This is a genomic window from Paractinoplanes deccanensis, assembly GCF_016862115.1.
In the GTDB taxonomy this organism is placed as follows: domain Bacteria; phylum Actinomycetota; class Actinomycetes; order Mycobacteriales; family Micromonosporaceae; genus Actinoplanes; species Actinoplanes deccanensis.
The window spans coordinates 13,772-39,186 of sequence record NZ_BOMI01000080.1 but is presented as its reverse complement, the minus strand read 5'-3'; the positions used below and the strand labels follow the sequence as shown (position 1 = coordinate 39,186).

Sequence of the window (25,415 nt, the reverse complement as noted above, 5' to 3'; positions counted from 1 at the left end):
CAAGCGACGCCAGAACGACAAGCAACGCCCCACGACAAGCGGCGTCAGACGAGCTCGCGTCCCGTGGCGACGGCCTCCGAATAGGCGGGCGCCGCAGAGACGGGCGCCGCAGAGACGGGCGCCGCAGAGACGGGCGCCGCAGAGACGGGCGCCGCAGAGACGGGCGCCGGTGAGACCGGCACGGCGCGGGGCCGGCCGCCCGGGATGAGGGTGGGGCGGCGGCCCGCCGACCAGTCCTCGACCCAGCCGATCGCCATCACGGCCAGCGCCAGCAGGGCGGCGACCACGACCAGCCGCCACGAGATGCCCACCCAGCCGAGCACGGGCAGGCCGGTGGCCTCGGCCAGCCGGACCACCAGCAGGATGAGCGGCACGTGCCACAGGTAGATCGTCAGGGCCCGGGCGTTGAGCACGGTCAGCGCCCGCCGCGACGGGATCGCAGGGTTCACGCTCAGCGCGATCAGGATGAACGCCGTCGACCAGAGCGCGTTCGCCAGCGGGATGTCGTTGAGGTCGAGCCCGCGCGGCCCCGGGTGGGTCAGCGCCCAGGCCGCGGCGGCGGCGCCCAGCACGCCGGCGAGCCACCATCGGTGCCGGAAGAGGAGGCTTCCCCGCGAGAGCAGGCCGTCGTGGTGGGCGAAGCCGAGCAGCCAGGCGCTGCCGTAGAGGCAGAAGTCGCGGAGCACGGCCGGCGGCGTCAGGCCCGCGAAGGTGATCACGGCGAGTCCCGCGTACGGGATTGCCAGGGTGATCAGGGGGAATCTGCGGAACACGGGGAGGATCAGCGGCGAGACGAGCACGAACCAGAGGAAGTCTCGCAGGTACCACATCGCGGCCAGGCCCTCGAGCCAGAAGCCGGTGGCCGGCGGGTCCTCCAGGGGGAAGGCCCAGAGCAGCACCTTCCAGTCCCAGACGAGCCCGCCGACCAGCATGCACGGCACGGCGACCGCCACCAGGGCCCAGAGGGCGGGCAGCAGCCGGTGCAGGCGGCGCTCCACCGCCCGGGGTCCGTGGCGGTCGAGCGACGCCGCCATCATGCTGCCCGCCAGCGCGAACATCACCGACATGGCGGGGAAGACGATCGTCAGGGCCGCCCAGCCGCTGGAGTGGTAGACCACGACCCGGACGGTTGCCGCGGCACGCAAGAGGTCCAGGTACCGGTTCCGCATAGGCTTCGTTGTTACCCAAGTCGGGTCGAAAGCCGCAAACCAGCGTGAGTTATCCCATAATCGACGTATTACATGGTTTAGATCTTGATGTGTCCGGTTTGCCTGGTCAGAAGCCGAGTTTCCGGAGTTGCCGCGGGTCGCGCTGCCATTCCTTCGCTACCCGAACGTGAAGATCGAGATACACGCGCGAGCCGAGAAGACTCTCGATCTCCGCCCGGGCACGGCTGCCGACCTCCTTGAGGCGGGCGCCGCGCGAGCCGATCACGATCGACTTCTGGCTGTCGCGCTCGACGTACAGATCGGCATAGATCTTCGTGACGCCGTTCTCGACCATCATCTCCTCGACCAGCACCGCGATCGAGTGGGGCAGCTCGTCCCGCACCCCCTCGAGCGCCGCCTCGCGGATCAGCTCGGCGATCAGCACCTGCTCGGGCTCATCGGTCAGCACGTCGTCGGGGTAGAGCTGCGGCGACTCCGGCAGGTGCTTGACGAGCACATCCACCAGCGTCTGCACCTGGTGTCCCGACACCGCGCTCACCGGAACGATGTCCGCGAAGTCGTGAAGCTCACTCACCGCGATCAGGTGCTTCGCCAGCGTCGCCGGGTCGACCAGGTCGACCTTGGTCACCACCGCGATGATCGTCGCCTTGAGCTCGGCCATCTCGGCCGAGATGAACCGGTCGCCGCGCCCCACCGGCTCGTCCGCCGGGAAGCAGACGCCGATCACGTCGACCTCGCTCCACACCTCGCGCACGAGATCGTTGAGCCGCTCGCCGAGCAGCGTGCGCGGCCGGTGCAGCCCCGGCGTGTCGACCAGCACGAGCTGCGCGTTCTCCCGGTGCAGAATGCCCCGGATGACATGCCGCGTCGTCTGCGGCTTGTTCGACGTGATCGCGATCTTCTGCCCGATGATCGCGTTGGTCAGCGTGCTCTTCCCGGCGTTCGGCCGCCCGACGAAACACGCGAACCCCGCCCGATAGACGTCGTCGCCCGCCTCGATCCGCGCCGCCTCGCGATGCCGGTGCCGCTTCGGCCCCTGATCACGCCGCGGCTCACTCGCGGTGACAGGCTTGCGCTCACTGCCCGTGTGGTCACCCGGGGCGGCTTTCTCCCGCGACGCAGGTGTACGCGGTGAGCCCGCCCCATCGGAACCCCCAGCGCGAGGAGAGTCGCCGCCCCGCGAGGCACCGGCCGCACGAGAAGCACCACCACTGCGAGAGGCGCCGGCCGGACGAGAAGAACCGCCACCGCGAGCGGCGCCGGCCGCCCGCGACGAGTCGGTGCCGCGGGCGCCACCGGAGCCGCGCTGGGACGATCCGCGCCGCGGCTCGCTCGCCGCGTTGTCCGTGCGGCGGGCGGCCCGGCGCTCCTGACGGCGAAGCTCATTGCGCTCCCCCGCTGTCAGCCGACGCTCGCCGTCCGCCATGGGCCGCTTGCCGCTTTTGTCCCCCGACCCGGCCCCGCGCGCCCCGGAACCGGCCGCGCCCGCCCCAGCGCCCGCTTCCCGCGCGTCGCCGCCGGCAGAGCGAGCTTCACGCTGGGCGCCGGCCCGGCGATCACGAGCGCGTTCGTCGCGTGCTTCGCTCATGCGGTGACCGTGCCGCGCAGGGTGCCGCTCGGGCCCGCCACATGGATCGGCGCCGACGGTGCCAGGTCGCGCACCGCCGCGTGCCCCGCCCCGTCGAGCTCCTCGGCCTCCGTCACCACCGCGGCCGCCTCGATCGACGACGCGCCCGAGGCCACCGCCGACGCCACCGCCAGCTGCAGCGCGCTGATCGCCAGCGAGGGCAGCGCCACCGTGGCCGCCGCGTACGTCCGGCCGTCCTGGTCTCGTACCGCAGCGCCCTCGGCCGCACCCACCCGGGCCCGCGCCGAGCGCGCCAGGGTGACCAGCTTGTTGTCCTCGGCGCTCAGGGCGCCGCCGTCGGCCGCCGGCACGGCGGCAGCGGCGAAGGTGTCAGGCATCCGCTGTCTGTCTTTCCTCGGTCTCGGAGTCGGCAGGCGACTCGGCTCCTTCTTCGTCCGGCTCCGGGTCGGCGCGGCGCACCAGCACCGAGTCGATCCGGTTGCGCCGGCCGGTCGTTCCCTCGGCGACCAGGTGCAGGCCGCCCACGTCGACGGTGGCGCCCGGGATCGGCACCCGGCCCAGCGCCTGCGCCAGCAGGCCACCGACCGTCTCGACCTCGTCCGCCGGCAGCTCCACCTTGAAGATCTCGCCGAGGTCCTCGATCGGCAGCCGGGCGGTGACCCGCACCGCGCCGTCGGGCAGGTGCTCCACGGGCGGGCGCTCGACGTCGTACTCGTCGGTGATCTCGCCGACGATCTCCTCGAGGATGTCCTCGATGGTGACCAGGCCGGCCGTGCCACCGTACTCGTCGACCACGATGACCATGTGGTTGCGGGCCGCCTGCATCTCGGAGAGCAGGTCGTCGACCGGCTTGGACTCCGGCACGAACGTGGCCGGGCGCATCATCTCGGCGACCGCCACGGCCGTCGACGCCGGGTCGCCCGACTGGGTGCGCCGGATCACGTCCTTGAGGTAGAGCACGCCCAGCACGTCGTCGACGCTCTCGCCGATCACCGGGATGCGCGAGAAGCCCGAGCGCAGGAAGAGGTAGAGCGCCTGCTGAAGCGTCTTGGAACCCTCTATCCACACCATCTCGGTGCGCGGCACCATCACCTCACGGGCGATCGTGTCGCCCAGCGCGAAGACCGAGTGGATCATCTCGCGCTCGCCGTGCTCGACGACGCCGCGCTCCTCGGCCAGGTCGACCAGCTCGCGCAGCTCCACCTGGCTGCCGAACGGCCCCTCCGGGAAGCCCTTGCCCGGGGTCACCGCGTTGCCGATCAGGATCAGCAGCGAGGCCAGCGGGTTGAGCACCTTGCCCAGCCAGCGCACCAGGGGCGCGGCCGCGCGGCCCACCGCGTACGCGTGCTGGCGGCCCACCGTGCGCGGGGCCACGCCCACCACGACGAAGCTCACCACGGTCATCGTGCCCGCGGTGACCAGGGCGGCCGTCCAGCCGATCCCCCAGCTGTCCACGGCGACCAGCGCGATCAGCGTGGTCGCGGTCAGCTCGCAGAGCAGCCGCAGCAGCAGGAGCAGATTGAGATGGCGTACGACGTCGGAGGCGACAGCGGCCAGCGCGCCGGCACCCCGCTCGCCCTCACGCGCCATCTCGGTGGCGCGCGCCGGCGACACCGTGCCCAGCGCCGCGTCGGCCATCGAGGCGAGGCCGGCGAGGAACACCAGCACCACCGCGATGACGATGAGTTGCAGGTCGGGCAGGCCCGCGGAAGCCGGGCCCGCCGCGAGTAGATGGGCGGGGTCCACGGGTCAGCCGGTCTTCCGACTGGCCCGCCAGGCCTGGAGGAGCTTGTTCTGCAGGCCGAACATCTCCCGCTCCTCCTCCGGCTCGGCGTGGTCGTAGCCCAGCAGGTGCAGCGCGCCGTGCACGGTCAGCAGGTGCAGCTCGTCGGCGGCGGAGTGCCCGGCGGCCACGGCCTGTTTCGCCGCCACCTCGGGGGCGAGCACGATGTCGCCGAGCAGCGCCGGCTCCCCCGTGCCCGCCTCGCCGGGACCGTGGTCGACGCTGCCCTCGTCCATCGGGAACGCGAGAACGTCGGTGGGCCCGTCACCACCCATCCAGCGGTGGTTGAGCTCGGCCATGTAGTCGATGTCGACGAGCAGGATCGACAGCTCGGCGAGCGGGTTGACCCCCATCTCGTCGAGCGCGTACCGGGCCACCGCGAGGATCGCGTCGGTGTCGACCTCGACTCCCGACTCGTTGGCGATCTCGATGGACATAGCGGTGCGTTTACCCCTTGATTCAGCGCCGCTGCCGAGACCGGCCGCCGCTGGCGGCCCGCCCCGGCACGGCGTGGACGGATTGAGTTGAGGCGCGCTCCTGCTCCGCGTCGTACCTCGCGTACGCGTCGACGATCTCGGCCACCAGACGGTGCCGGACCACGTCCGCGCTGGAGAGCTCGGCGAAGTGCACGTCCTCCACATTTTGCAGGATCTCGCGGACGACCTTGAGACCGCTGGTGGTCCCGCCCGGCAGGTCCACCTGCGTGACGTCACCGGTCACCACGATCTTGGCACCGAACCCGAGCCGCGTGAGGAACATCTTCATCTGCTCGGGCGTCGTGTTCTGCGCCTCGTCAAGAATGATGAACGCGTCGTTGAGCGTGTTGTGGGTGACGATCAGGTCATCGGTGACGTAGAGCGAGTCCTCCGCGGCCACCTGGATGCAGACCGTCTCCGTCTCGCCCATCGGCTCGATCTCGTGGACGAAGCGCATCGGCTTGCCGCCGCCGGAGACGTCGTACGCCTCCCGCTTGCGGCCGAGACGGAACGGCACGATCCCTTCGGGCAGGCGGATGTCGAGGACGAACGCGTCGTTCCGGTACTCGACCGGGCGGCCGTTGGCATGGCCCGGAGTCCGGCCCGCCGCTTCCCGCCGGCGCCAGCAGGCGACGCCGCCGAGCGAGCGAACCAGAAAGACCACGTCGTCCCGCAGCCGCTCGGAGCAGGTCGTGTACTGGATGCGACACGTACGGCCGCTCCGCGTGACCGGACCGCCGTCGCTGTCCAGCAGCCCCTGCAGCACCGCGAGACGCACCTCGGCGCTGTTCATCAGGTAGCTCCGGGGCACGAACTTCGTGGTCGAGCGGGTGCCCGCGAGCCCCAGCTCGCGAAGCGCCACGGTGACCGGGTTGCGCACGATGACACCGCCACGCCGGCCGTTGACGTGACGCAGGGTGTAGTCGACACCACCCTTGTGGCGCAGCTCGATGTCGGGCAGCGCCGCCTCGAGGGCCTCCGCCAACTCGGCGTCGGCGGTGGCGAAGGCCGGAGTGGTGGTCGTCGTGAGGCAACCATCACCGAGCAACAGGCCGAGGGCGTACGCGTCGAGCGGCACCTCTTGCGGGACGAACTCCACCGCGTCGACCAGCGGAAGTTCGTAGCGGTGGACGGAACCGCGGCGCAGGTTGCCGATCATGTCTTCGGTCTGCACCACACGCCACGGGCGACCATGGCTGCGGTCGTCCACGGTGCGGACTGTCCAGAGGTGCTCGCCGCAGGCCAGCGTGGAGGCGCCGTCCTGGGTCGTCACCCGGTAGACCTGCTTGCGGCCCTGCGGATAGACCCCCAGCACCGGGGTCGGCAGGCCGTCGGAGCCGACGACCAGGTCACCGACCCGCAGGTCACCGATCTGACGCCAGCCGTCCGGCGTCAGAACACCGGCGGTGAGCGGCTGCGCCCGGCCACGCATGTAGGCCAGCGGCGCCACCTCGATCGTGCCGGCGGCCATCAGGCGCGGGATCGACTCGGGGTCGAGCATGTCGTGCAGCGCGTCGTAGAGCGGGCGCAGGTAAGGGTCGATCTTCTCGTTCAGGGTGCCGGGCAGGAAGCCCAGGCGCTCGCCGGCCTCGACGGCCGGGCGGGTCAGGATGATGCGGTTGATCTGCTTGGCGGTGAGGGCCTGCACGGCCTTGGCCATCGCCAGGTAGGTCTTGCCCGTGCCGGCCGGGCCGATGCCGAAGACGATCGTGTTCTCGTCGATGGCGTCGACGTAGCGCTTCTGACCGAGCGTCTTGGGACGGATGGTCTTGCCGCGACGGGACAGGATGTTGAGGGTGAGCACCTCGGCCGGGCGCTCGGAGGTCTCGTCCTCGAGCATCTGTGCCGTGCGGCGCACCGAGTCGACGCTGAGCGTCTCGCCCTTCTCGATGAGCTCGATCAGCTCGGAGAAGAGGCGCTCCGCGGTGGCGTTCTCGGCGGGGTCACCGGTGATGGTGATCTCGTTGCCGCGGACGTGGACGTCGCTGGCGAGAGTTCGCTCGATGAGCCGCAGGATTTCATCCTTGGCACCCAGGAGGTTCACCATGATCTTGGGGTCGGAGACCGAGATCTTGGTTTGCACCCGCGCTGAGCTGCTGGAGCCTGCGCTGGAAGGGTTCGGCGTACCGGTCATAGGGCGGCCTGGAAGGCCTCCGCCACCTGCTCTCGTTCTCTGCGTCACCCTGCCTGCTCTGCGGGGCACGGGCGGCGTGCTCTGAAGGATCGTGCCATCGTATCCGCTCGCCCGCCCGCTCGCCGATGCCATTATCGCTGGATCGGGCGGGCGGGCGGCGGTGATGCGCTAGAGCGGGCCGTCGGAGGCGAGGCCCCCGTCGAAGCCCTCCTGGAGCCGGGTGAAGCGGTAGGTGGCCCAGTGCATCCGGATGACCTCGCCGTCCCGGTCGCGGGTGAGGCGCAGCAGTTCCCCGGTCTCGCGGCCGGAGACGGTACGCAGGACGTCCGGCCGGTCCGCCAGCGGCTCGAAGATCGCGGGCGGGGTGTCGGCGGGCGCCTCGGCGGAGCGGGCCTGGAGCGCGCCCCCGTGCCAGGAGAAGAGGAACTGGGTGCCCTCGCCCCACCACGGGCCGAGCGCCGAGCGGTATTCCGGGGGCGCGGGCGGCGCGGCGCGCCACGGCCGGATCTCGGCGGGGTCGAGCTCGGCCGCGAGCCGCAGCAGCTCGGGCACCAGGCCGTTGATCTCGCCGGCGGTGCCGGAGGAGCCGAGCACCGCGGCGGCGAGGCCGGGCGGGAGGCCGTTGCCACGGCGGCCGTAGGCGCCGGCGAGGAAGCCGGGCATCGCGCCGTCGTGGCCGATGTCGACCACGCGCTTGGGGTGCGGGATCAGGATGAGGCCGAGGCCCCAGCCGATCGACCAGAGCGTCTCGTTGGTGGTCGTGGCCGGGAAGCGCATCTCCTCGAGCGTGGCGGTGGACAGGACCTTGCCGTCCGGGTCGGCGATCTCGGGGTGGGCGAGGAAGCCGGCCCAGGTGGCCATGTCGCTCGCGGTGCTCCAGAGCTGGGCGGCGGGACCGACCCCGCCGAGGTCGGTCTGCGGCTCGGGCCGGGCGGCGTCGGAGTAGGCGTCGACGATGTAGCCGACGGCGGCCTGCGCGGGCGGCTCGAGCGTGGTGCCGGTGAGCCGCAGCGGGTCGAGGATGCGCTCCTGCAGGACCGCGGCCCAGGTGCTGCCGCGCAGCTTGGCGACGAGCTGGCCGAGGACGGCGAAGCCGAGGTTGGAGTAGTGCCACCGGCGGGCGTTGGGCAGCACCCGCTCGGCGCGGTCGAGCTCGGCGATCAGGCCGGCGTCGTCGGGCGCGACGAGGGTGTCCCAGACGTCGCCGTACGGCTCGCGCTGGAACCCGGCGGTGTGCGAGAGCAGCCGCCGGACGGTGGCGTCGCCGTGCGCCGGCACGTCGAGGTGCTCGGCGATCGGGTCGTCGAGGTCGAGCAGGCCCTCGTCGCGGCACTGGAGCACGAGCACGGCGGTGAAGGTCTTGGTGATCGACCCGATCCGGAAGCGGGTGTCGGGCGTCAGTGGGTGTGCCGGGTTGCCGGAGTCGCCGACGGTGAAGACCCAGGGCTCGCGGTCGGCGCGGTGCAGCGCGACCGACAGGGCCGGGACGCGGCCGTCGGCCTGGGCCTTGCGGGCGGCCCGCTCGTAGCGGTCCTGCGCGCTCATCGGGGCGCCAGCATGGGACCGAGGGGCGCGCCGCCGAGGACGTGGCCGTGCACGTGGAACACTTCCTGCCCGGCGTACGGCCCGGTGTTGAACAGCAGCCGGAAGCCGTCGGTGAGAAGCCCCTCGGCCTCGGCCACCGCGGCGGCCGCGCTCAGCAGGCCGGCGGAGCCGGCCGGGTCCTCGCGGGCCAGGGTGACCACGTCGGGATGGTGGCTCTTGGGGATGACCAGCACGTGCACGGGCGCCTTGGGGTCGATGTCCCGGAACGCGAGGGTGGTGTCGGTCTCGTGCACGACCGTCGCGGGAATCTCGCCCGCGACGATGCGGCAGAACAGGCAGTCAGTGTCCACCTCCGGGATCTTAAGCTCCCTTGCGGGAACCACAGGGATGGGAGCGCTTCCATGGACGATGTCGAGCACCTGCTCGGGCAACTGAGCCTCGAGGAGAAGGTGTCGCTGCTCGCGGGGCAGGACTTCTGGTCGCTGCCGGCGATCGAGCGGATCGGGTTGCGCTCGCTGGTGATGTCGGACGGGCCGATCGGCGTCCGGGGCACCGGCTGGGCCCCGGACGACCCGTCGATCGCGCTGCCGAGCCCGACCGCGCTGGCCGCGGCGTGGGACGTCGAGCTGGCCGAGCGCGCCGGCCGGCTGCTCGGGCAGGAGTCGCGGCGCAAGGGGGTGCACGTGCTGCTCGGCCCGACGGTGAACATGCAGCGCACCCCGCTGGGCGGCCGCCACTTCGAGTGCTATTCGGAGGATCCGCTGCTCAGCGGCGAGATCGCGGCCGGCTTCGTGCGCGGCGTGCAGGGCGAGGGCGTCGGCACGACGGTGAAGCACCTGGTGGGCAACGACTTCGAGACCGACCGGATGGAGGTGGACGTGCGGATCCCCGAGCGGGCGCTGCGCGAGATCTACCTGGCCCCGTTCGAGCGGGTGGTCGACGAGGGCGGCTGGGGCGTGATGAGCGCCTACAACGGCGTGAACGGGCTGCCGATGGCCTCCAACGGGCCGCTCCAGCAGGGCGTGCTCAAGGACGAGTGGGGTTTCGACGGCGTCGTGGTCTCGGACTGGCGGGCCGCGCGCAGCACGGTCGGCGCGGCGCTGGGCGGCCTGGACATCGCGATGCCGGCGCTGGAGAGCCCGTGGGGCGAGAAGCTGGTCGCCGCGGTGCGGGCCGGCGAGGTGCCCGAGGAGATCATCGACGACAAGGTGCGACGGGTGCTCCGCCTCGCGCAGCGGGTGGGCGCCCTGGGGGACAAGCCGGGCGAATCGCCGGAGACGATCAACGGCGACGCGGTCGCGCACGAGGTGGCCGCCCGGTCTTTCGTGCTGGTGCGCAACGAGAACTACACGCTCCCCCTGGAGGCGGCTGCCCTGACGAAGGTCGCGGTGATCGGGGCGCTCGCCACCGACGCGCGGGTGCTCGGCGGCGGCAGCGCGCAGGTCTCGCCGCCGCACACGATCTCCCCGCTCGACGGGCTGTCCCGGGCGCTGTCCGGCGTGGACGTCGAATACGCGATCGGCGCCGACCCGCGCCCGTTCCTGCCCGCCGCGCACGGTCCGCAGTGGTCGGACACCCGCGTCACGGTCGGCGGCCACCACTGTTTCACCGTCAGCCCGGCCGCGGTGCGCTGGATCGGCTCGCTGCCCGGCGGCCTCGCCCCGGACGACGTCGAGTCGATCGTCCTGGAGGCCACCTTCGTGCCGGACGTCGCGGGCGAGCACACGTTCGCCGTCTCCGGCTTCGGCACGTTCCAGCTCACCGTCGGCGACAAGACGCTGTACGAGGGCTCCCTGCACCCGCCGGGCACCGGCCGCGCCGATCTGCTGCTGTCGCCGCGCGAGCAGCGCGCCACCGTCCGGCTGGAGGCCGGCGTCCCGGTGCCGGTCGTGCTCCGGCAGACGATCGAGCGGGGCCTGGCCCACTCGGTCGCGACCACGCTCGGCCACCGCCCGCCGTCGCCCGGCGCGGACGGGATGATCGAGGAGGCGGTGCGCCTGGCGGCCGGCTCCGACGTGGCGGTCGTCGTGGTCGGCACCACCGAGCAGGTCGAGTCGGAGGGCTTCGACCGGGCCTCGCTGGCGCTGCCGGGCCGGCAGGACGAGCTGGTGTCGCGGGTGGCCGCGGCCAACCCCCGTACCGTCGTGGTGGTCAACGCCGGATCGCCGGTGCTCATGCCGTGGGCCGAGGAGGTCGCCGCGGTCCTGCTCACCTGGTTCCCGGGTCAGGAGGCGGGCGCCGCGCTGGCCGACGTGCTGCTCGGGGTGGCCGAGCCGGGCGGGCGCCTGCCCACCACCTGGCCGCGCGACGAACAGGACTGCCCGGTGCTGGCGATCGAGCCGCGGGACGGCGTCGTCTCGTACGACGAAGGCGTCTTCGTGGGATATCGCGGGTGGCTGCGCTCGGGCGTGGCGCCGCTCTACGCCTTCGGGCACGGGCTGGGCTACACCACCTGGCGGTACGACGAGATGGCCGTCAACGAGACCGAGGCCGTCGTGACGCTCACCAACACGGGCGCGCGGGCCGGTCGCGAGGTCGTGCAGGTGTACGCGGGGCCGGCGCCGGTCGACCCGAACCGGCCCGAGCGGTGGCTCGCGGGCTTCGAGAACGTCGAGGCGCGCCCGGGCGAGACGGTCACCGTGCGGATCCCGCTGCCCCCGCGCACGTTCGAGATCTGGGACGGCGGCTGGCGGCGCCTGCCCGGCGACTACCGGGTCATCGCGAGCCGCGCTGTCGACGCGCCCCAGATCACCGCCACGCTGACGATCGGCTAGGAGCCGCCCAGCAACAGCAGGCGCAGCCGGCGCAGCAGATCGTCCGGCTTGAACGGCTTCACCACGTAGTCACCGGCCCCGACGTGGAACCCGAAGTCCACGTCGAGGTCGCGGCCGCGGCCGCTGACCATGAGCACCGGGATGCCGGTCGTCGCCGCGGAGGCGCGCAGCTGGTGGCAGACGGTGAGGCCGTCCAGGCCCGGCATGTCGATGTCGAGGATCACGGCGTCCGGGCGGCTCGAGCGGACCAGGTCGAGCGCCGTCGCGCCGTTGTCGGCGGCGATCACCCGGAAGCCGGCCCGCTCCAGCTTGAAGGTCATCAGGTCGCGGACGTCCTCGTCGTCGTCCGCGACCAGGACCACCGGGTCGTCGCCGGGCTGCCACGCGCTTCCCATGGCCGGCTCGTCCAGCCGGAAGGACAGTCTCATGGCCCCCTCATCGGCTGGGCCGCCGGATCCGCGAGGGAAAGCCGGACCCTAAGTGCGGCTCTGCCAGGCGGACCAGAGCGTGGCGTACCGTCCGCCGGCCGCGACGAGAGCGTCGTGGGTGCCCTCCTCGAGCACCGACCCGTGCTCGAGCACGATGATCCGGTCGGCGCCGGCGGCCTGGGTCAGCCGGTGCGCGACCAGCAGCGTGGTGCGGCCCTTCGTGGCGGCCAGCGCCGACTCCTCCAGCTCGCGCGCCCCGGCGCTGCCCGCCTCGGCGGTCGCCTCGTCGAGCACGGCGACCGCCGGATCGAGCAGCACCAGCCGGGCCAGGGCGAGCTGCTGGCCCTGCGCCGCGGTGAGCGGATGCCCGCCCTCCCCGACCACGGTGTCCAGGCCGGCGGGCAGGGCCCGCGCCCAGTCGAGGGCGCCCACCTGCTCCAGCGCGTGCTCGGCCTCCTCGCGGGTCGCGGACGGGCGAGCCAGCCGCAGGTCCTCGATGAGCGGGCCGGCGAAGACGTGCGTCTCCTGGCTGATGATCGCCACGACGCCGGGGGCCAGCCGGTCGACCGGGACGCCGCCGACCGACGCGGTGCCGGAGGAGGGCCGCAGGATGCCCGCGGCGATCGAGGCGACAGTGGTCTTGCCGGCGCCGGTGGAGCCGACCAGGGCGACCCGCTCGCCCGGCGCCACGCGCAGGCTGATGCCGTCGAGCACCGGCACGCGCTCGTCGTACCCGAAGGTGACGTTCCGCAGGGTCAGCTCGGCGCTCCCGGGCGGTTGCGAGCCGGCGGGCGCGACCGGCAGGGTGCCGACCCCGACCAGGCGGGCCAGCCCGGCGCCCGCGGCCTGGATCTCGTCGAAGGTGAACAGGATCATCGAGATCGGGTTGAAGAGCCGGTGGAACAGCACGGCGGCCGCGGCGGTCTCGCCCACGGACACCCAGCCGGAGCGCACGAACCAGAACCCGGCCACCAGGATCGTGGCGAGCCCGAGCAGCTCGGCCCGGTTGATCCGCCCGACGAAGCGGGTGAAGAGCGTGAACACGCCGACCGACAGGTCCCGGGCTCGTCCCGAGGCGACGTTCACGGCCTTCAGGTGCCGGCTTTCCAGGCGGTACGCGTGCACGGTGCGCACGCCCTGGAGGCTCTCCATGAGCAGCTGCGTCCGGGCGCCGATGGCCGACCGCTCGGCGGCGTAGATCGGCGCCGACCGGGGCAGATACCAGCGCAGCGCCAGCAGGTAGGAGGGCACGGCGGCGATGCCGGCCAGGCCCAGCCGCCAGTCCAGCCCGAACATGGCGACCACGCTGAGCACGGCGAGCAGCAGCGCGGAGATGACGGTCGGCAGCACCTCGCCGGCGGCGTTGCCCACGGCGGCCACGTCGGCGCCGACCCGGGAGAGCAGGTCACCGCGGCCGGCGCGGTCGAGCGTCTGGCCGGGCAGGCGCAGCGCGACGCCGACGGTCTGCTCGCGCAGGCTGGCGAGGATCCGCTCGCCGAGCCGGCTCACCAGCGTCGTGGTGGCCCCGGCCGCGATGCCCCCGACGAGCGCGGCACCGACCACGAGCGCGGCGATGGGCAGCAGGCTCGCCGGGTCGGCGTCGTCGCGCACGAGGTCGACGAGCCGGCCCAGGGCGGTGACCGGCACGACCGAGGCGCCCGCCGCGATCAGGCCGACCGCCACGGTGAGGGCGAGCTCGCCCTTGCGGGTGGCCAGCTGCCGGCGGAGCCAGCCCCACGTCTGCCGGGTCGACGCGACGGGCAAGGAGAGGTCGCTCATCGCAGGACTGCCGCCCGGTAGGTCTCGTCCGTCGCGGCCAGCGACGCGTGCGTGCCGGTGGCCACCACCTCGCCGTCGCGCAGCACGATCACGCGGTCGGTCACCGCGAGCAGCGCGGGGCTCGTGGTGACCAGCACCGTGCCCAGCGTCGAGCCCGGGCCGTGGCGCAACTCCTTGATCCCCCGCGCGATCGCGTGCTCGGTGACCGCGTCGACCGCCGTCGTCGGCTCGTGCAGCACCAGCAGCTTCGGCTCGGCGAGCAGGGCGCGGGCCAGCGCGAGCCGCTGCCGCTGACCGCCGCTCAGCGCCGCGCCGCGGTCCGCGATCGCGTGGTCCAGCCCGTCCGGGTGGGCCGCCACGACGTCGTCCGCGGCCGACGCCGCGAGCGCGCGCTGCACACCGGACCGGCCGGGGTCGATGAGGTTGTCGCGGATGGTGCCCGAGAAGAGCTCCGGATGGTGCGGGGCGACCAGCACGTCCGGCGAGCCGTCGTCGAACAGGGACACGAGCGCCGCGGCGTCCGGCTCCGCCACCACGCCGACGCACTCACCCCGTACGGCCGGGAGGGGATTGTGCGCCGCAGGCGGTTTGTGCGGGGAAACGCTGAGCACCGACGCGACCCGCTCGGCCGACGCCCGCGACGCGGCGATCCAGCCCGGTGCGGCCGAGAGCGTGCCGAAGGGCTCACCCAGGAACGCCGCCAGCCCGATCACCGTGACGAGCTCGCCCGCCGAGATGCGCCCGCTCAGCGCGAACCACCCCGCCAGGATGGCGATGCCGCAGGCCAGCAGCGTGCTCACCGTCGACGACGCGGCCTGGAAGCGGCCCATCGTGCGGGCGGCCCGCAGCGTCGCGTCCAGCGACTCCCGGCTCACCTCGCGATAGCGGTGCGCCGCCGCCTCCTGCGCGCCGATGCCCCGCAGCGGCCGCAGCCCGGTGACCAGGTCGGTCGCGAGCGACGCCGCCCGGCCGGCCACCTCCTGGCGAGCCGCCACCCGCCGCGTGATGCGCGGGGCCGCGCGCTGCAACGCCAGCAGCACCAGCGGCGTCCCGATCAGGACGACCAGTCCCAGCCGTACGGAGATGAGACAGAGCCCGACCGCGGAGATGGCCGTGGCGACCAGCGCGCCGAAGATCCGCGGCAGATAGTCGAGCAGGTAGGACGTGGTGTCCGCGTCGGTCGTCGAGATGGTCAGCACGTCACCGGTGCGCACCTCGGTGCGCGGATCGAGGACCTTGGCCGCGACCTCCAGGCGCAGCAGATGCGCCTCCTCGGCGATCGCGCGCATCAGGAGCCGGGCACCCATCCGGTACGCGGTGGTCAGCGCCAGGAAGAGCGCGGCCAGCACGCCGACCCAGAGCACCAGCTGCCCCAGGTCGCGGGTGGCCACCGCACGGTCGACGATCACGCCGATGAGGATCGGCACCAGCGCCTCGCAGGCCTGGTGCACGCCGATGAGCAGGCTGCCGAGCGCCACCCGGCCCCGGTTGCGGGCGAGCGCCCGCCACAGGATGTTCACGGCCATCGGGGGCGCGGAGCCCCGCTCGCGCATCGATGCGTGTCCCCGTCGTTGCCTAGCGTGACGTCGCGCGGCGCGAGACCCACTGCTTCCTCCCCCTTTTTTCAGCGGCGACCGGCCCCTTGTCCAGCGGCTGCCGCGATCTCGCCCGCACCGGTGCCGCCCGGGCTCGGCTCTCGTCGGCTATCGACCTTGGCCCGGCGGCCTCGCGAGATCAAGAGCGAAGGCTAGCCCAACCCGCCGGCGCGTTCATATTTCTCGTGCGACATCACAGTGAGTGACGAGGACCGCTTTTACTCTCCGTAATTCTCGCCTATAGTGGGATACGCCTGCTTCGCCCGGATTACACGTTAGGAACGCTCCCGATGTCGCTCCCCACCCTCAGCACCGACACCACGTACCGTGACCTCGCCCCGATGATTCACCGTCAGCGACTGGTCGTGGAGGGTTACCCGACGTATGTGATCACCGCCGAGCACATCAAGGACTACCTGAGCAAGCTCTCCGTGGTGACCGACATGATCACGCTGATCGAGCCGGTGACCCACTGCAGCGACCTGTACGGCTGGGCCGGCTGGATCCACTGGGAGACCTCCGGCGCCCACTTCTACTCGTGGGAGCGCCCCATCTCGTTCTTCAGCGTCGACATCTACACGTGCAAGGCGTTCGACCCCGCGAAGGTCGTCGAGTTCACCGCTGAGTACTTCCGCACCACCGAGATCGTCGCGAAGGGCTTCTGATGACCTACGCGCTCCCCGCCGCCGACCTCGCCCTGCGCTGCGCCGCCGCGCTCGGCGCCCACCCCTCGGCCGGGCGTTTCGTGGCCCTCGCCGTCGGCCCCTCCGACCCGCTGGCCGGCGTGGCCCGCACGGTCGAGCGCCAGGTGTTCGAGCAGTCGTTCGGCAACGACGCCGCCGAGATGGCCGCCGAGTACGGCCCGTACGAGGAGGCCAGCCTCTTCTTCCTGGTCCTCGACCGCCGCACCGGCCTGCCCGCCGGCGCCGGCCGCGTGATCGACGGCGGCGGCAAGACCCTCGACGAGGCGCCCGACCTGATCGGCAAGGACCTCTCCGAGATCGTCGCCGGCCACCACATGCACGACGGCAAGATCTGGGACTTCGCCACGGTGGGCGTGCTGCCCGGCTACCGCGGGGGCCGGTCCGGGCTGATGGTGAGCTCGCTGCTCTACCGCACGTTCCTCAAGGCAGGGCATCGAGCGGGGGTACGTCACCTCGTGGCGCTCCTCGACCACCGCGCGCACCGCAACCTGTCGCTGCTGGGCGTCCCGTTCGTCCCGATGGCCAACTCGGCGCCGTTCGCCTACCTGGGCTCCCCGTCGACGATGGCCCTGCACGTGCCGTTCGCCGACATCGAGCCCTCCCTGGCCCGCCAGAGCCGCCTGCTGCGCCGCGTCGGGGCACCCTTCGGCGGCGAGATCCGCGCCCGCGGCCTCCGCCGCCTCCTGATCCGCCGCCTCGGCGCCAAGATCTCCCACCAGGTCTCGACGGGCGCCGGCCTCGACGACCACATCGCCCTGCCGGGCCTGGAGCGCCGCCGCCCCCTCGCCAAGCACGCCTGACGCGCTCCGTATGTGACCGCCACCTTCATCAACGGTCGCGCGCGGGCTCCCGCACCACGGTCGAGCCCGGGCTCCCGCACTACGGTCGAGCCCGGGCTCCCGCACTACGGTCGAGCCCGGGCTTCGTCACCGCGCCACATCGGCCGGGGTGCACTTCACCAACGGTCGGGCACTGGCTTCCCCGCCGCACCACACCGGCCGGGGTGCAGTCTCACCAACGGTCGAGGCGGGCCGACAGCACCGACAGCGCCGCCACCCCCGCCGTCGAAGTGCGCAGCACCTCGCGGCCCAGCCGCACGGCCACCGCGCCGGCCTGCACGAACGTGTCCCGCTCGGCGTCGCTGATGCCGCCCTCGGGCCCGACCACCAGCACGATCTCGCCACTCGGCGGAAGGTCCGCGGCGGCGAGCCGCTCGGTGGCCTCCTCATGCAGGACAAAAGCGGCGGCCGCCGCCGAGAGCCGGGCCGCGACCTGCTTGGTGGAGCAGTCCGGATCGCCGCCCACCTCGGGCAGCCACGCGCGGCGGGCCTGCTTGGCGGCCTCGCGGGCGGTCGACACCCAGCGCTCCCGCGACTTGAAGCCGCGATCGCCCCGCCACTGCGCCACCGACCGCGACGCGGCCCACGGCACGATCTCGTCGACCCCGATCTCCGTCATGGCCTGGACCGCCAGCTCCCCGCGGTCCCCCTTGGCGATGCCCTGCACCACCACCAGCCGCGGATCGGGGGCGGCCACCCGCTCCCGCCCGACAACCTCGACGTCGACGCTGCCCCTGCCCACCGCGGTGACCCGGCCGGTCACTCTCCCCCCACGGCCGTCGGCGAGGATCAGCGTCTCGCCGGCCCGCAGCCGCTGCACGGTGGCGGCGTGATGACCTTCGGGACCGTCGAGCGTGCAGGTGGCCCCGACCGGCAGGGCGTCGACCAGGAAGAGCGGCGCGGACACCCCCGCACGCTATCGAACCGTCGGCGTGTCCCGCCGGTCAGTCACCCCGTTCCGTCGCCCTTGGGTGGCCGCCGATAGAGGCGGTGGATGTCCTCGTCGATCGCCGCCGCACCGGAGCCGCTGCCCGGGCCACTCCCCTCGGCGCCGCCCGCGCCGGCGCCCCCGGAGGCCGGCGAGCCCGCCCTGCCCGGCGTGCGCGCGCTTGAGGAGCCGGCGCCACCTCGGCTGTCGTGCACGGCGTCGATCCCCCCGCTGCCGCGGATCCGGGCCAGCGCCGCGTCCCACTGGTCCTCCTGCCGGCCGTCCCGGGCCCGCTTCCCTCGCGGGCGCCCCACGAAGTGATCCGGATGCGCCACCGTGGCCCAGATCAGCCCGACCACCACCGCGAGCGCCGCCAGCGCCCCCAGCCCCTGCGCGAAGTCCTCGAACCACTGGAACCAGGCCGGGTACAGCACCGCCTTGACCTCGGCGATCCGGTCCGTCTGCGTCGTCCACGTCAGCGTCTCGTAGTAGTCGCGCAGGTAACTCGGCTGGCTGGCGTCCGCCCCGATCCCCATCAGCGCGACCAGGAAGAACGCGATCCCCACCCCGAGCGCCCAGTTCCTGGCCCACCGCAGGCCCCGCCGGATCATGGGGGCGAGCAGGCCGTACGCCATGCCGGCCACCCCGAGCACGATCAGCGTGACGGCCGCGTCGCCGTCGCGGAGCAGGGCGGGCCAGTTCACCCCGTACTCCTGCTTGATCTCCGCCATCACCGCGGTGAGCCGTCGCGCGTCGGCCGACGCCCACCACGACAGATCGAGCACGCCCGCGCACACGAGCAGCACCCCGGCCGGCACCATCAGCCAGGCCAGCAGCGTGACCACCCGTACGCCTCGGAGCTCCTCGCTCCCCGTCATGACGGCATGCTAGTCCCGTAGCGGCCCTTCGCTCCACGTCCGAACGGCCGTAAGAATCGGCGGGCTCCGCGCATTACCCGGTGACGGATTCCTCGGAGGACAGGAGCCCCGTGACCGACCCCGACCCCAGCCGCCGCTTCACCGCCGCGTACCACGCACACCACGCGCGGGTCTACGCGTACGCGGTGAGCCGCGCCGGCCGCACCCTGGCCGACGACATCGTCGGCGACACCTTCCTGAGAGCCTGGCGCAAATGGGACGCCGTCCCCGCCGACCCCCTCCCCTGGCTGCTGGCCGTGGCCCGCAACGTGATCCGCGAGCGCTACCGCGACGAGGAACGCCAGGCAAGCCTCGCCACCGAGCTGCGCACCTGGACCACCGAGGCCGCCACCGACGTGGCCGACGACGTGGCCGAGCGCTGGGCGACCTTGGCCGCCCTGACCGCCCTCCCGGAGGACGACCGCGAGCTCCTCACCCTGATCGCCTGGCACGGCCTCACCCCCAGACAGGCAGCCCAGGTGATCGGTTGCTCCACACCCACTTTCTTCGTACGCCTGCACCGCGCCCGCAAACGCCTCCAGCAGGCCCTCACCTCCCCACCCGCGAATCCCCTTCGGACACCCGCCGCGCCCCTAGCCCTTGAACCGGCCCCTGCCATCCGATTTGTCGCCGATAACGGACTGGTCCCCCACTCTGGACGGGAGCACACCCGATGAGCCCGCGCAAAGACCTGCTCACCCTGCTCGCCGAGGCCCGCCCCACCAGCCTCGACCCCCATCACCGGCCCGACCCCGCCACGATCACCGCCCAGCCCCACCCAACCGCCCAGCCCCACTCAACCGCGCGGCCCTACCCAACCGCCGAGCACAGCGCGACCAGCCAGCCCTTCCCCGCCGCCGAGCCCCGCACAACCGGCCTGCCCAGCGCAACCCGCCGGCCCAGCGCAACCGCCGAGCACAGCGCGACCAGCCAGCCCTTCCCCGCCGCCGAGCCCCACACAACCGGCCTGCCCAGCCCAACCCGCCGGCCCAGCGCACCCGGCCAGCCCGTCCCCGCCGGCAAGTCCTGGGCGACTGGCCAGGGACGTCGCCTCCGCTTCCTGACCCGCACGCTGACACCCGTGGCCGCCCTCGGCGCGGCAGCAGCCGTGGCAGTCACGATCGCGATGTCCCCTCCCGACAATCCGCCCACATCCGGCGCGAACAACGCGATCGAGCCGTCCACTGGCGCCACAACGGACTCGCCCGTGCCGGACCCGTCCCGCGGCGACGCCTCGGCCGCGCAGCCCGACACCGCCCGCGAGATCCTTCTCGTCGCCGCCGAGCAGCTGTCCCGAACGACAGCGAAGTCCGGCCGCTACTGGCACACCGACACCGAGACCGGCGAGCGCGCCGACGTGGGCCGCGACTACGACGTCCTGCGCCGCCTGCGCGTTCGGACCTGGCAGCCCACCCGCCCCGGCATCGCGGGCGCGATGACCGGCCGTTCCCTCGGCGCCACCCCTCTCGACGAGGCCGCCTGGCGCGCCGACGGCTCCCCAGTGCAGTGGACGCAGAAGGCCCCCCAGGGCATGCCCGACGTCGTCATCAAGGCCGCCCCCGCCCCGCAGTGGGAGCCCGCCAGGCCCATCCCCGCCGACCGCGGCTACCCGCTGGCCGGCGGCACCGTCTCCGCCGCGGAGCTGGCCGCCCTGCCCGCCGACCCCGTCAAGCTGCGCGCCTGGCTGCTCGACCGCATCCACCGCACCGGCGGCACCGAATCCGAGCAGGAGGCCCTCTTCTGGAACGGCGAGGCCCTGCTGATCGAGCTGCCCGTCACCCCCCAGGTCCGCGCCGCCACGTACCGCATGCTCGCCGCGATCGACGGCGTCCGTTCCCTCGGCAAGGTCAAGGACCAGTCCGGCCGCACGGGCACAGCAGTCGCCTACGACCGCCAAGGCGACTTCGGCCGCGCCCAGACCCGCCTGATCATCGACCTGCCCACCGGCCGAGCCCTGGCCGAGGAGTCATGGTCCGTGGACACCGGCACCCTGCTGAGCTACCAGCTGATCCACACCGCCGACTTCACCGACGACCGCCCCTGAAGACGAAGCCGACCAACCCAGCGAACGCCCCCAAGACGAAGCCGACCAACCCAGCGAACGCCCCCAAGACGGAGCCCGACCAGCCCAGCACACGCCCCGAAGACAAAGCCGACCAGCCTGGCGAACGCCCCCGAAGACGAAACCGACCAACCCAGCAAACGCCCTCCAAGACAAAGCCGACCAACCCGGCAAACGGCGCGATCACCGCCGGCCGCCTGGGCCGACGATGAAGAGACCGCGGCGGACCAGGGCCCGGCCGCCTCCCGGACCGTGGGCGGGTGAGATGTGGCGGCACCTCACCCCTGCCTTGATCCGGGAGACGGGGATCGAGGGCCGCTCGTGAGGCGCCCAGCCGTCCTCCGGGACTGCCGGAGAGGCGGACTGCGTCGGCCGTGCCGGCGCAGTTCCCCCAAGCCGTGATCGACATGCCGATTCTCAGAACGCCAGCACTATTCGCCCTTTCGTCTCTCCTCTCGACTGCCGTTCCCAGGCCTCGCCGACCGAGGCGAACGGCACCACCTCGTGGTCCACGGCGAGGCGCCCGCCCGCCGCGTGCCCGGCGATCTCGTGCAACGACTCGGCCCGCTCGGCGGGCGTCAGCGCGTTGTTGGTGTAGCCGACGATCCGCAACGACCCGCTGCGGATCACTGCCGACTCGATCGGAGCTTCGGCACCCGCGGCGCCGCCCAGGTTGACCAGGCGCCCGCCGGGTCGCAGCACCCGCAGGGCGGCCGCGGCCGGCACGCCGAAGACCGGGTCGAGCACCAGGTCGACCGGTCCCTCCGCCGCCTCCCGCAGCCGTGCGGCCACCGTTGACACGTCGTCGCCGGGCGTGAACGGCACCGTAGCCGCCGCGCCAAGTTGCTCCGCCCGGGCTCGCGCGGCGGCCGAGCGGGCCACGGCGATCACCCGTCGCGCCCCGGCCAGCAGGGCGAGCTGCACCGCCGCCTGCCCCACCACGCCGCCGGCTCCCAGCACGACGACCTGCTCACCCGCCGTCAGCCCACCGGAGCGCACCAGCGCCGAGTGGGCCGCCACCGCCGACAACCCGAGGGCCGCGACCAGCCGGAGCGGAACACCCGGGGGCAGCTCGACGACATCGTCCGCGGGCACCGCCACCTCGGCGGCCATGCTGCCGTCCCCCGGGCGCATGCCCGCCGAGGTGGCGAACCAGACCGGCACGCCGTCGGCGCGGTGCCCGACACCCTGCACCCCCGGCACGTAGGGCGTCGCCGGCGTGCCGAAGTAGCTGGTCCCGGACGCGCAGAGCAGGTCGAGCGGGGTGATCGGCGCGGCCGACACCGTGATCGGCACCTGGCCGTCGCCGGGCGACGGCGCCTCGCGGTCCGCCGGCTCGGGCGGCCGGCCGCAGACGGTGAGCACGGCCGCGCGGATCATGTCGCGATGTCCGGGTACGGCAGCGCGAAGTGGGCCAGGCGCATCCCGAACGCCTTCTGGTATTCCAGCGGCGCGGTGTTGTCCCGCTCGAACATCGCGATGAACAGCGTCAGCGTGAGGAACGGGTGTGCGCCCAGCTCGAAGAGGCGTACGTGATCGTGCGCGATGAGCGCCTCGCGCTCGGCCTCCTCGAAGCGCAACCACGTGCTCGCCTCGCCGGTGTGGCAGTTGAGCACCGCGTTCGCCCGCTCCGCCTCCCACCACGTGACCAGCTCACGGGGCTCGTCGCGATAGCGCTCGACCAGCTCGGGATCGCGGTCCACCGTGTACAGGAACTTGTTCAGCAGGTACTTGCTCATGCGGAGCCTCCCTCGGCACGCGCTGCCGGCCCCGTGCCCGGTCCGCCGCGGCCGGTCATGCCGGAGCTCCGTTCGGGTACCAGGTGAAGTACGCCTCCATCGTGTGGAACAGGTCGAGTGTGTCGACGTGATCGGCCTTGGCGCCCGCGCCGGCCACGCCCATCATCAGCATGAAGTCCATGAAGCCGTGGGTGGCGTTGCCGGGCGCGTGCAGGCTGTCGAGCGTGACCTCGCGCAGGCAGTTGTCGAGGTCGCCCGTGGCGATCCACTCGACCGCCCGCTGGTCGAACTCCGGGTCGGGGCCGTGCGGCCCGAACTGGCGGGGCCCACCCAGCTCGAGCGACAGGTGCCCGGTCCCGATGATCGCCACGCGCAGGTCGGCGGGCCACGACTCGACGATCTCGCGGATCGCCTGGCCGAGCTGCACGAACCTCTTCGGCTGGGGCAGCGGCGGCGCGAAGATGTTGGTGTAGATCGGCACGATAGGCAGGTCGGCCTCGGGGCGCAGCGTGATGATCGGGCACGTGATGCTGTGGTCGATGCGCAGCTCGTTGCTGAACGCGAGGTCGAAGCCGGCGTCGAGGCCCGCCCGCAGCACGTGCGCCGACAGGTCCTCCTGGCCCTTGAGCAGCATGCGCGGCAGGCCGAACTCGCGCTCCTCGTTGTACCAGTTCGCGTCGTAGAAGGGCGCCTTGCCGACCAGGAACTGCGGCATGTTGTCGAGCCACAGCTGGTGGAAGTGGTCGGAGCCGACCATGACCAGCACGTCCGGGTTGGCCCGCGTGAGGGTCTCGCGGAACGCCAGGATCTTGCGGGTCCATTCGTCGGCGAAGGGCGGCCGGTCCTCGCCCGTCGCCGTGCTGGCCCGGTAGTAGAACGGATGGTGTGTGGAGGCGATGACCGCGACGATGCTGGCCATAGTCGGTCCTCTCAGGATGCGGTTCGGGGTTCGTAGACGGCGTTGCGGTCGACGGTGCGGTAGATCTCCATGCCGAGCGGGCGGCGCCGCTCCTCCGCCAGGTGCCCGAGCAGACCGGCCGCCCGCGCCAGCAGGGCGAAGCCGCGCAGCAGGTCGGTGGGGAGCCCCAGGTCGGCGAGCGCCGCGCCGCACACCCCGGCGCCGTTGAGCGGAAGCTTGCGGCCGAGGACCTGCGGATGGACCCGGCCGATCGCCTCGAACAGGCGCAGGTGCGGCCCGCGCAGCCCCTCCTCCTCGGCGATGGCGATCAGCACGGGGGTGCGCGGGTCCCGGTCCTTGTGGACCGGGTGGCCGAGGCCGGGAACGAACCGTCCCTCGTCCTTGGCGCGCCGCACGGCCTCCAGCGCGATGAGGTCGTAGTCGCGCTCGGTGCCGGCCTCGATCAGCGTCTCGGCGAGGAACCGGCCGCAGTCCTCCGTCACGCCGAGGAAGCGGGAGCCGCCGCCGAGCAGGCCCGCGGCGAGGGCGCCCTGCAACGCCTCGGGCGCCGAGAGGTAGGTCAGGCGGGCCGCGATCGCGGTCGGCGTGAACCCGTGGTCGGCGAGCGCCACCAGCACCGCCTCGAAGACGCGCACCTCGCCCGGGGTGGGCCGCCGGCCCGCCACCAGCCAGTAGGCCAGCTCACCGAAGCCCACCTTGCCCATCAGGTCGGCGGCCAGATCCTTGCCGAGCAGCGAGATGCTCGTGGGCGTCGACGTGCCGATGCCCGTCGGAAAGGTCAGCTCCTCAGCCACTTGCGGATCTCCTCGCCGTGTTCGTCCAGCCCGGGCGGCGGCAACTCGTAGCGCGCCGGGGTGCCGGAGAAGGTGATGGGGTTGCGGACGCCGGGCACGCCGCCGACGGTGACGACCGGGTCGAGCCCGAGCTCCTCGGCAAGCGCGACCCCGCCGTCGACGGTGTTGATCGGGGCGCACGGCACCCCGGCCGCGATCAGATCGCGGAACCATTCGTCCTTGGTACGGGTGACCAGCCGCTCCACGAGCAGCGGCCGCAGCTCGTCGCGGTTGGCCGTGCGGTCCTGGTTGCGCCCGAAGCGCGGGTCGGACGGCAGGCCGGGCACCCCGAGCACCTGGCACAGTTTGCGGAACTGCCCGTCGTTGCCCGCGATGACGATCAGCTCGCCGTCGGCGGTGGGCAGCGGCTCGTACGGGAAGAGGCTGGGGTGCGCGTTGCCCATCCGGTAGGGCACCGTGCCGCCGGCGACGTAGCCGCTGGAATGGTTGACCAGGCCGGAGAGCGCCGAGCTGAGCAGGTTGACCTCGACGTGCTGGCCGCGGCCGGTCTCGCCGCGGTGGTGCAGGGCGGCGAGAATGCCGATGTTGGCGTGCATGCCGGCCATCACGTCGAAGACCGAGATGCCGGCGCGGTACGCCGGGCCGTCCGGATCACCGGTGAGGCTCATCAGGCCCGAGATGGCCTGGATCATCAGGTCGTAGCCCGGCAGTCCGGCGCCGGCGCCCGGCCCGAAGCCGCTGATGCTCGCGTACACGATCTGCGGGTTGGCCGTGGCGACGGACTCGTAGTCGAGACCGAAGCGGGCGAGGCCGCCGGGCCGGAAGTTCTGGATCATCACGTCGGCCCGCCGGGCGAGCTCACGCGCGGCCGCGAGATCGTCCGGATCCTTGAGGTCGAGGGCGATCGAGCGCTTGTTGCGGTTGATGCCCAGGTAGTACGTCGAGACGCCGTCGCGGGTGGGCGGTATCCAGGTGCGGGTGTCGTCGCCGTCCGGCCCCTCCACTTTGATCACCTGCGCGCCGAGGTCGGCCAGCAGCATCGTCGCGTAAGGGCCGGCGAGGATCCGCGAGAAATCCGCCACCAGCAGGCCGTTCAGTGGTCCCATCGGTCAAACCGCCGTCCTGCGGACATCTGTCCGCCGGACCAGCCTTGACCAAGATCTGCTGGCTGTCAACGCTTATTGATCTCCTGGAAACCGGCCATTGACACCGCCGATACGCCGGGACGAGACTGGCGCGGAC

The 25,415-nt window shown here is 72.7% G+C and carries 22 protein-coding genes and 4 pseudogenes; 5 read left to right on the top strand and 21 right to left on the bottom strand.

The genetic code is table 11. The features are described 5' to 3' along the window. The 11 genes and pseudogenes from Ade02nite_RS50745 to Ade02nite_RS20835 form a co-directional block, all read right to left on the bottom strand. Positions 1-300: pentapeptide repeat-containing protein (locus Ade02nite_RS50745; RefSeq protein ID WP_369076665.1), on the bottom strand; the 300-nt coding region annotated here is incomplete at its 3' end. Next, a pseudogene (locus Ade02nite_RS20870) lies at positions 267-1,169 on the bottom strand (acyltransferase family protein); the annotation flags it as partial. The gene Ade02nite_RS50745 and the pseudogene Ade02nite_RS20870, both read right to left, overlap by 34 nt. Positions 1,170-1,275: 106 nt before the next feature. Continuing rightward, complete coding sequence (gene era, locus Ade02nite_RS20865; RefSeq protein ID WP_203766044.1) at positions 1,276-2,169, bottom strand: GTPase Era; 894 nt, start codon at positions 2,167-2,169, stop codon at positions 1,276-1,278. Positions 2,170-2,753: 584 nt separating this feature from the next. After that, complete coding sequence (locus Ade02nite_RS20860; RefSeq protein WP_203766036.1) at positions 2,754-3,134, bottom strand: cytidine deaminase-like protein; 381 nt, start codon at positions 3,132-3,134, stop codon at positions 2,754-2,756. After that, on the bottom strand, positions 3,127-4,503 hold the full coding sequence (locus tag Ade02nite_RS20855; protein WP_203766034.1) for a hemolysin family protein: 1,377 nt from the start codon (positions 4,501-4,503) through the stop codon (positions 3,127-3,129). Before Ade02nite_RS20855 ends, Ade02nite_RS20860 begins: the two co-directional genes overlap by 8 nt. A gap of 3 nt (positions 4,504-4,506) precedes the next feature. Further along, the gene (gene ybeY / locus Ade02nite_RS20850) at positions 4,507-4,977 is read right to left on the bottom strand and encodes an rRNA maturation RNase YbeY (protein ID WP_203766032.1); all 471 of its coding nucleotides are present in this window, start codon (positions 4,975-4,977) and stop codon (positions 4,507-4,509) included. A 22-nt stretch (positions 4,978-4,999) separates the two neighbouring features. Then, a pseudogene (locus Ade02nite_RS49430) lies at positions 5,000-5,362 on the bottom strand (PhoH family protein); the annotation flags it as partial. A gap of 261 nt (positions 5,363-5,623) precedes the next feature. Next, positions 5,624-5,809: pseudogene (locus Ade02nite_RS49425) on the bottom strand (LAGLIDADG family homing endonuclease); the annotation flags it as partial. Positions 5,810-6,436: 627 nt separating this feature from the next. Beyond that, a pseudogene (locus Ade02nite_RS49420) lies at positions 6,437-7,150 on the bottom strand (PhoH family protein); the annotation flags it as partial. Positions 7,151-7,318: 168 nt separating this feature from the next. Continuing rightward, the gene (locus Ade02nite_RS20840) at positions 7,319-8,695 is read right to left on the bottom strand and encodes a serine hydrolase domain-containing protein (protein WP_203766027.1); all 1,377 of its coding nucleotides are present in this window, start codon (positions 8,693-8,695) and stop codon (positions 7,319-7,321) included. After that, the gene (locus Ade02nite_RS20835; protein ID WP_203766025.1) at positions 8,692-9,045 is read right to left on the bottom strand and encodes an HIT domain-containing protein; all 354 of its coding nucleotides are present in this window, start codon (positions 9,043-9,045) and stop codon (positions 8,692-8,694) included. The genes Ade02nite_RS20840 and Ade02nite_RS20835 overlap by 4 nt, the downstream gene beginning before the upstream one ends. 51 nt (positions 9,046-9,096) lie before the next feature. On the opposite strand from Ade02nite_RS20835, the gene Ade02nite_RS20830 reads away from it, so the two are divergent. After that, positions 9,097-11,469 (top strand): beta-glucosidase family protein, encoded by a 2,373-nt coding sequence (locus tag Ade02nite_RS20830; RefSeq protein ID WP_203766023.1) that lies wholly within the window; start codon positions 9,097-9,099, stop codon positions 11,467-11,469. Here Ade02nite_RS20830 and Ade02nite_RS20825 read toward each other — a convergent pair. From Ade02nite_RS20825 to Ade02nite_RS20815, 3 genes are read right to left on the bottom strand one after another with little or no spacing between them, the layout of a single operon-like run. Continuing rightward, a complete protein-coding gene (locus Ade02nite_RS20825; protein WP_239168923.1) occupies positions 11,466-11,897 on the bottom strand; it encodes a response regulator in 432 nt (143 codons plus the stop codon). The genes Ade02nite_RS20830 and Ade02nite_RS20825 overlap by 4 nt on opposite strands. 48 nt (positions 11,898-11,945) lie before the next feature. Further along, positions 11,946-13,676 carry an ABC transporter ATP-binding protein gene (locus tag Ade02nite_RS20820; RefSeq protein ID WP_203766021.1) on the bottom strand — a complete coding sequence of 577 codons (1,731 nt, stop codon included), beginning with the start codon at positions 13,674-13,676 and terminating at the stop codon, positions 11,946-11,948. Then, positions 13,673-15,229, bottom strand: coding sequence for an ABC transporter transmembrane domain-containing protein (locus tag Ade02nite_RS20815; RefSeq protein ID WP_239168922.1), 1,557 nt, complete (start codon positions 15,227-15,229; stop codon positions 13,673-13,675). Before Ade02nite_RS20815 ends, Ade02nite_RS20820 begins: the two co-directional genes overlap by 4 nt. Positions 15,230-15,561: 332 nt before the next feature. Between Ade02nite_RS20815 and Ade02nite_RS20810 the strand changes: the two genes are divergently transcribed. Further along, positions 15,562-15,936, top strand: coding sequence for an S-adenosylmethionine decarboxylase (locus tag Ade02nite_RS20810; protein ID WP_203766019.1), 375 nt, complete (start codon positions 15,562-15,564; stop codon positions 15,934-15,936). Further along, positions 15,936-16,775 (top strand): hypothetical protein, encoded by an 840-nt coding sequence (locus tag Ade02nite_RS20805; protein WP_203766017.1) that lies wholly within the window; start codon positions 15,936-15,938, stop codon positions 16,773-16,775. Before Ade02nite_RS20810 ends, Ade02nite_RS20805 begins: the two co-directional genes overlap by 1 nt. A gap of 211 nt (positions 16,776-16,986) precedes the next feature. On the opposite strand, the gene Ade02nite_RS20800 is transcribed toward Ade02nite_RS20805, so the two are convergent. Next, entirely contained in the window at positions 16,987-17,721 is a 735-nt protein-coding gene (locus tag Ade02nite_RS20800; RefSeq protein ID WP_203766015.1) for a 16S rRNA (uracil(1498)-N(3))-methyltransferase, read from the bottom strand. A 41-nt stretch (positions 17,722-17,762) separates the two neighbouring features. Beyond that, a complete protein-coding gene (locus Ade02nite_RS20795) occupies positions 17,763-18,620 on the bottom strand; it encodes a hypothetical protein (RefSeq protein ID WP_203766006.1) in 858 nt (285 codons plus the stop codon). A 110-nt stretch (positions 18,621-18,730) separates the two neighbouring features. Here Ade02nite_RS20795 and Ade02nite_RS20790 point away from each other — a divergent pair, with 110 nt between their 5' ends. Both Ade02nite_RS20790 and Ade02nite_RS20785 read left to right on the top strand, forming a co-directional pair. Then, a complete protein-coding gene (locus Ade02nite_RS20790) occupies positions 18,731-19,336 on the top strand; it encodes an RNA polymerase sigma factor (RefSeq protein ID WP_203766004.1) in 606 nt (201 codons plus the stop codon). Continuing rightward, entirely contained in the window at positions 19,333-20,703 is a 1,371-nt protein-coding gene (locus Ade02nite_RS20785; protein WP_203766003.1) for a CU044_5270 family protein, read from the top strand. The genes Ade02nite_RS20790 and Ade02nite_RS20785 overlap by 4 nt, the downstream gene beginning before the upstream one ends. 435 nt (positions 20,704-21,138) lie before the next feature. Here Ade02nite_RS20785 and Ade02nite_RS20780 read toward each other — a convergent pair whose 3' ends face one another. From Ade02nite_RS20780 to Ade02nite_RS20760, 5 genes are read right to left on the bottom strand one after another with little or no spacing between them, the layout of a single operon-like run. Then, positions 21,139-22,101 (bottom strand): quinone oxidoreductase family protein, encoded by a 963-nt coding sequence (locus Ade02nite_RS20780; protein ID WP_203766001.1) that lies wholly within the window; start codon positions 22,099-22,101, stop codon positions 21,139-21,141. Beyond that, positions 22,098-22,460 carry a hypothetical protein gene (locus Ade02nite_RS20775; protein WP_203765999.1) on the bottom strand — a complete coding sequence of 121 codons (363 nt, stop codon included), beginning with the start codon at positions 22,458-22,460 and terminating at the stop codon, positions 22,098-22,100. The genes Ade02nite_RS20780 and Ade02nite_RS20775 overlap by 4 nt, the downstream gene beginning before the upstream one ends. A gap of 55 nt (positions 22,461-22,515) precedes the next feature. Beyond that, positions 22,516-23,379, bottom strand: coding sequence for a DODA-type extradiol aromatic ring-opening family dioxygenase (locus Ade02nite_RS20770; protein ID WP_203765997.1), 864 nt, complete (start codon positions 23,377-23,379; stop codon positions 22,516-22,518). An 11-nt stretch (positions 23,380-23,390) separates the two neighbouring features. Further along, entirely contained in the window at positions 23,391-24,173 is a 783-nt protein-coding gene (locus tag Ade02nite_RS20765; protein ID WP_203765995.1) for a citryl-CoA lyase, read from the bottom strand. After that, the gene (locus Ade02nite_RS20760; protein ID WP_203765993.1) at positions 24,158-25,279 is read right to left on the bottom strand and encodes a CaiB/BaiF CoA transferase family protein; all 1,122 of its coding nucleotides are present in this window, start codon (positions 25,277-25,279) and stop codon (positions 24,158-24,160) included. Before Ade02nite_RS20760 ends, Ade02nite_RS20765 begins: the two co-directional genes overlap by 16 nt. Positions 25,280-25,415 lie beyond the last annotated feature (136 nt).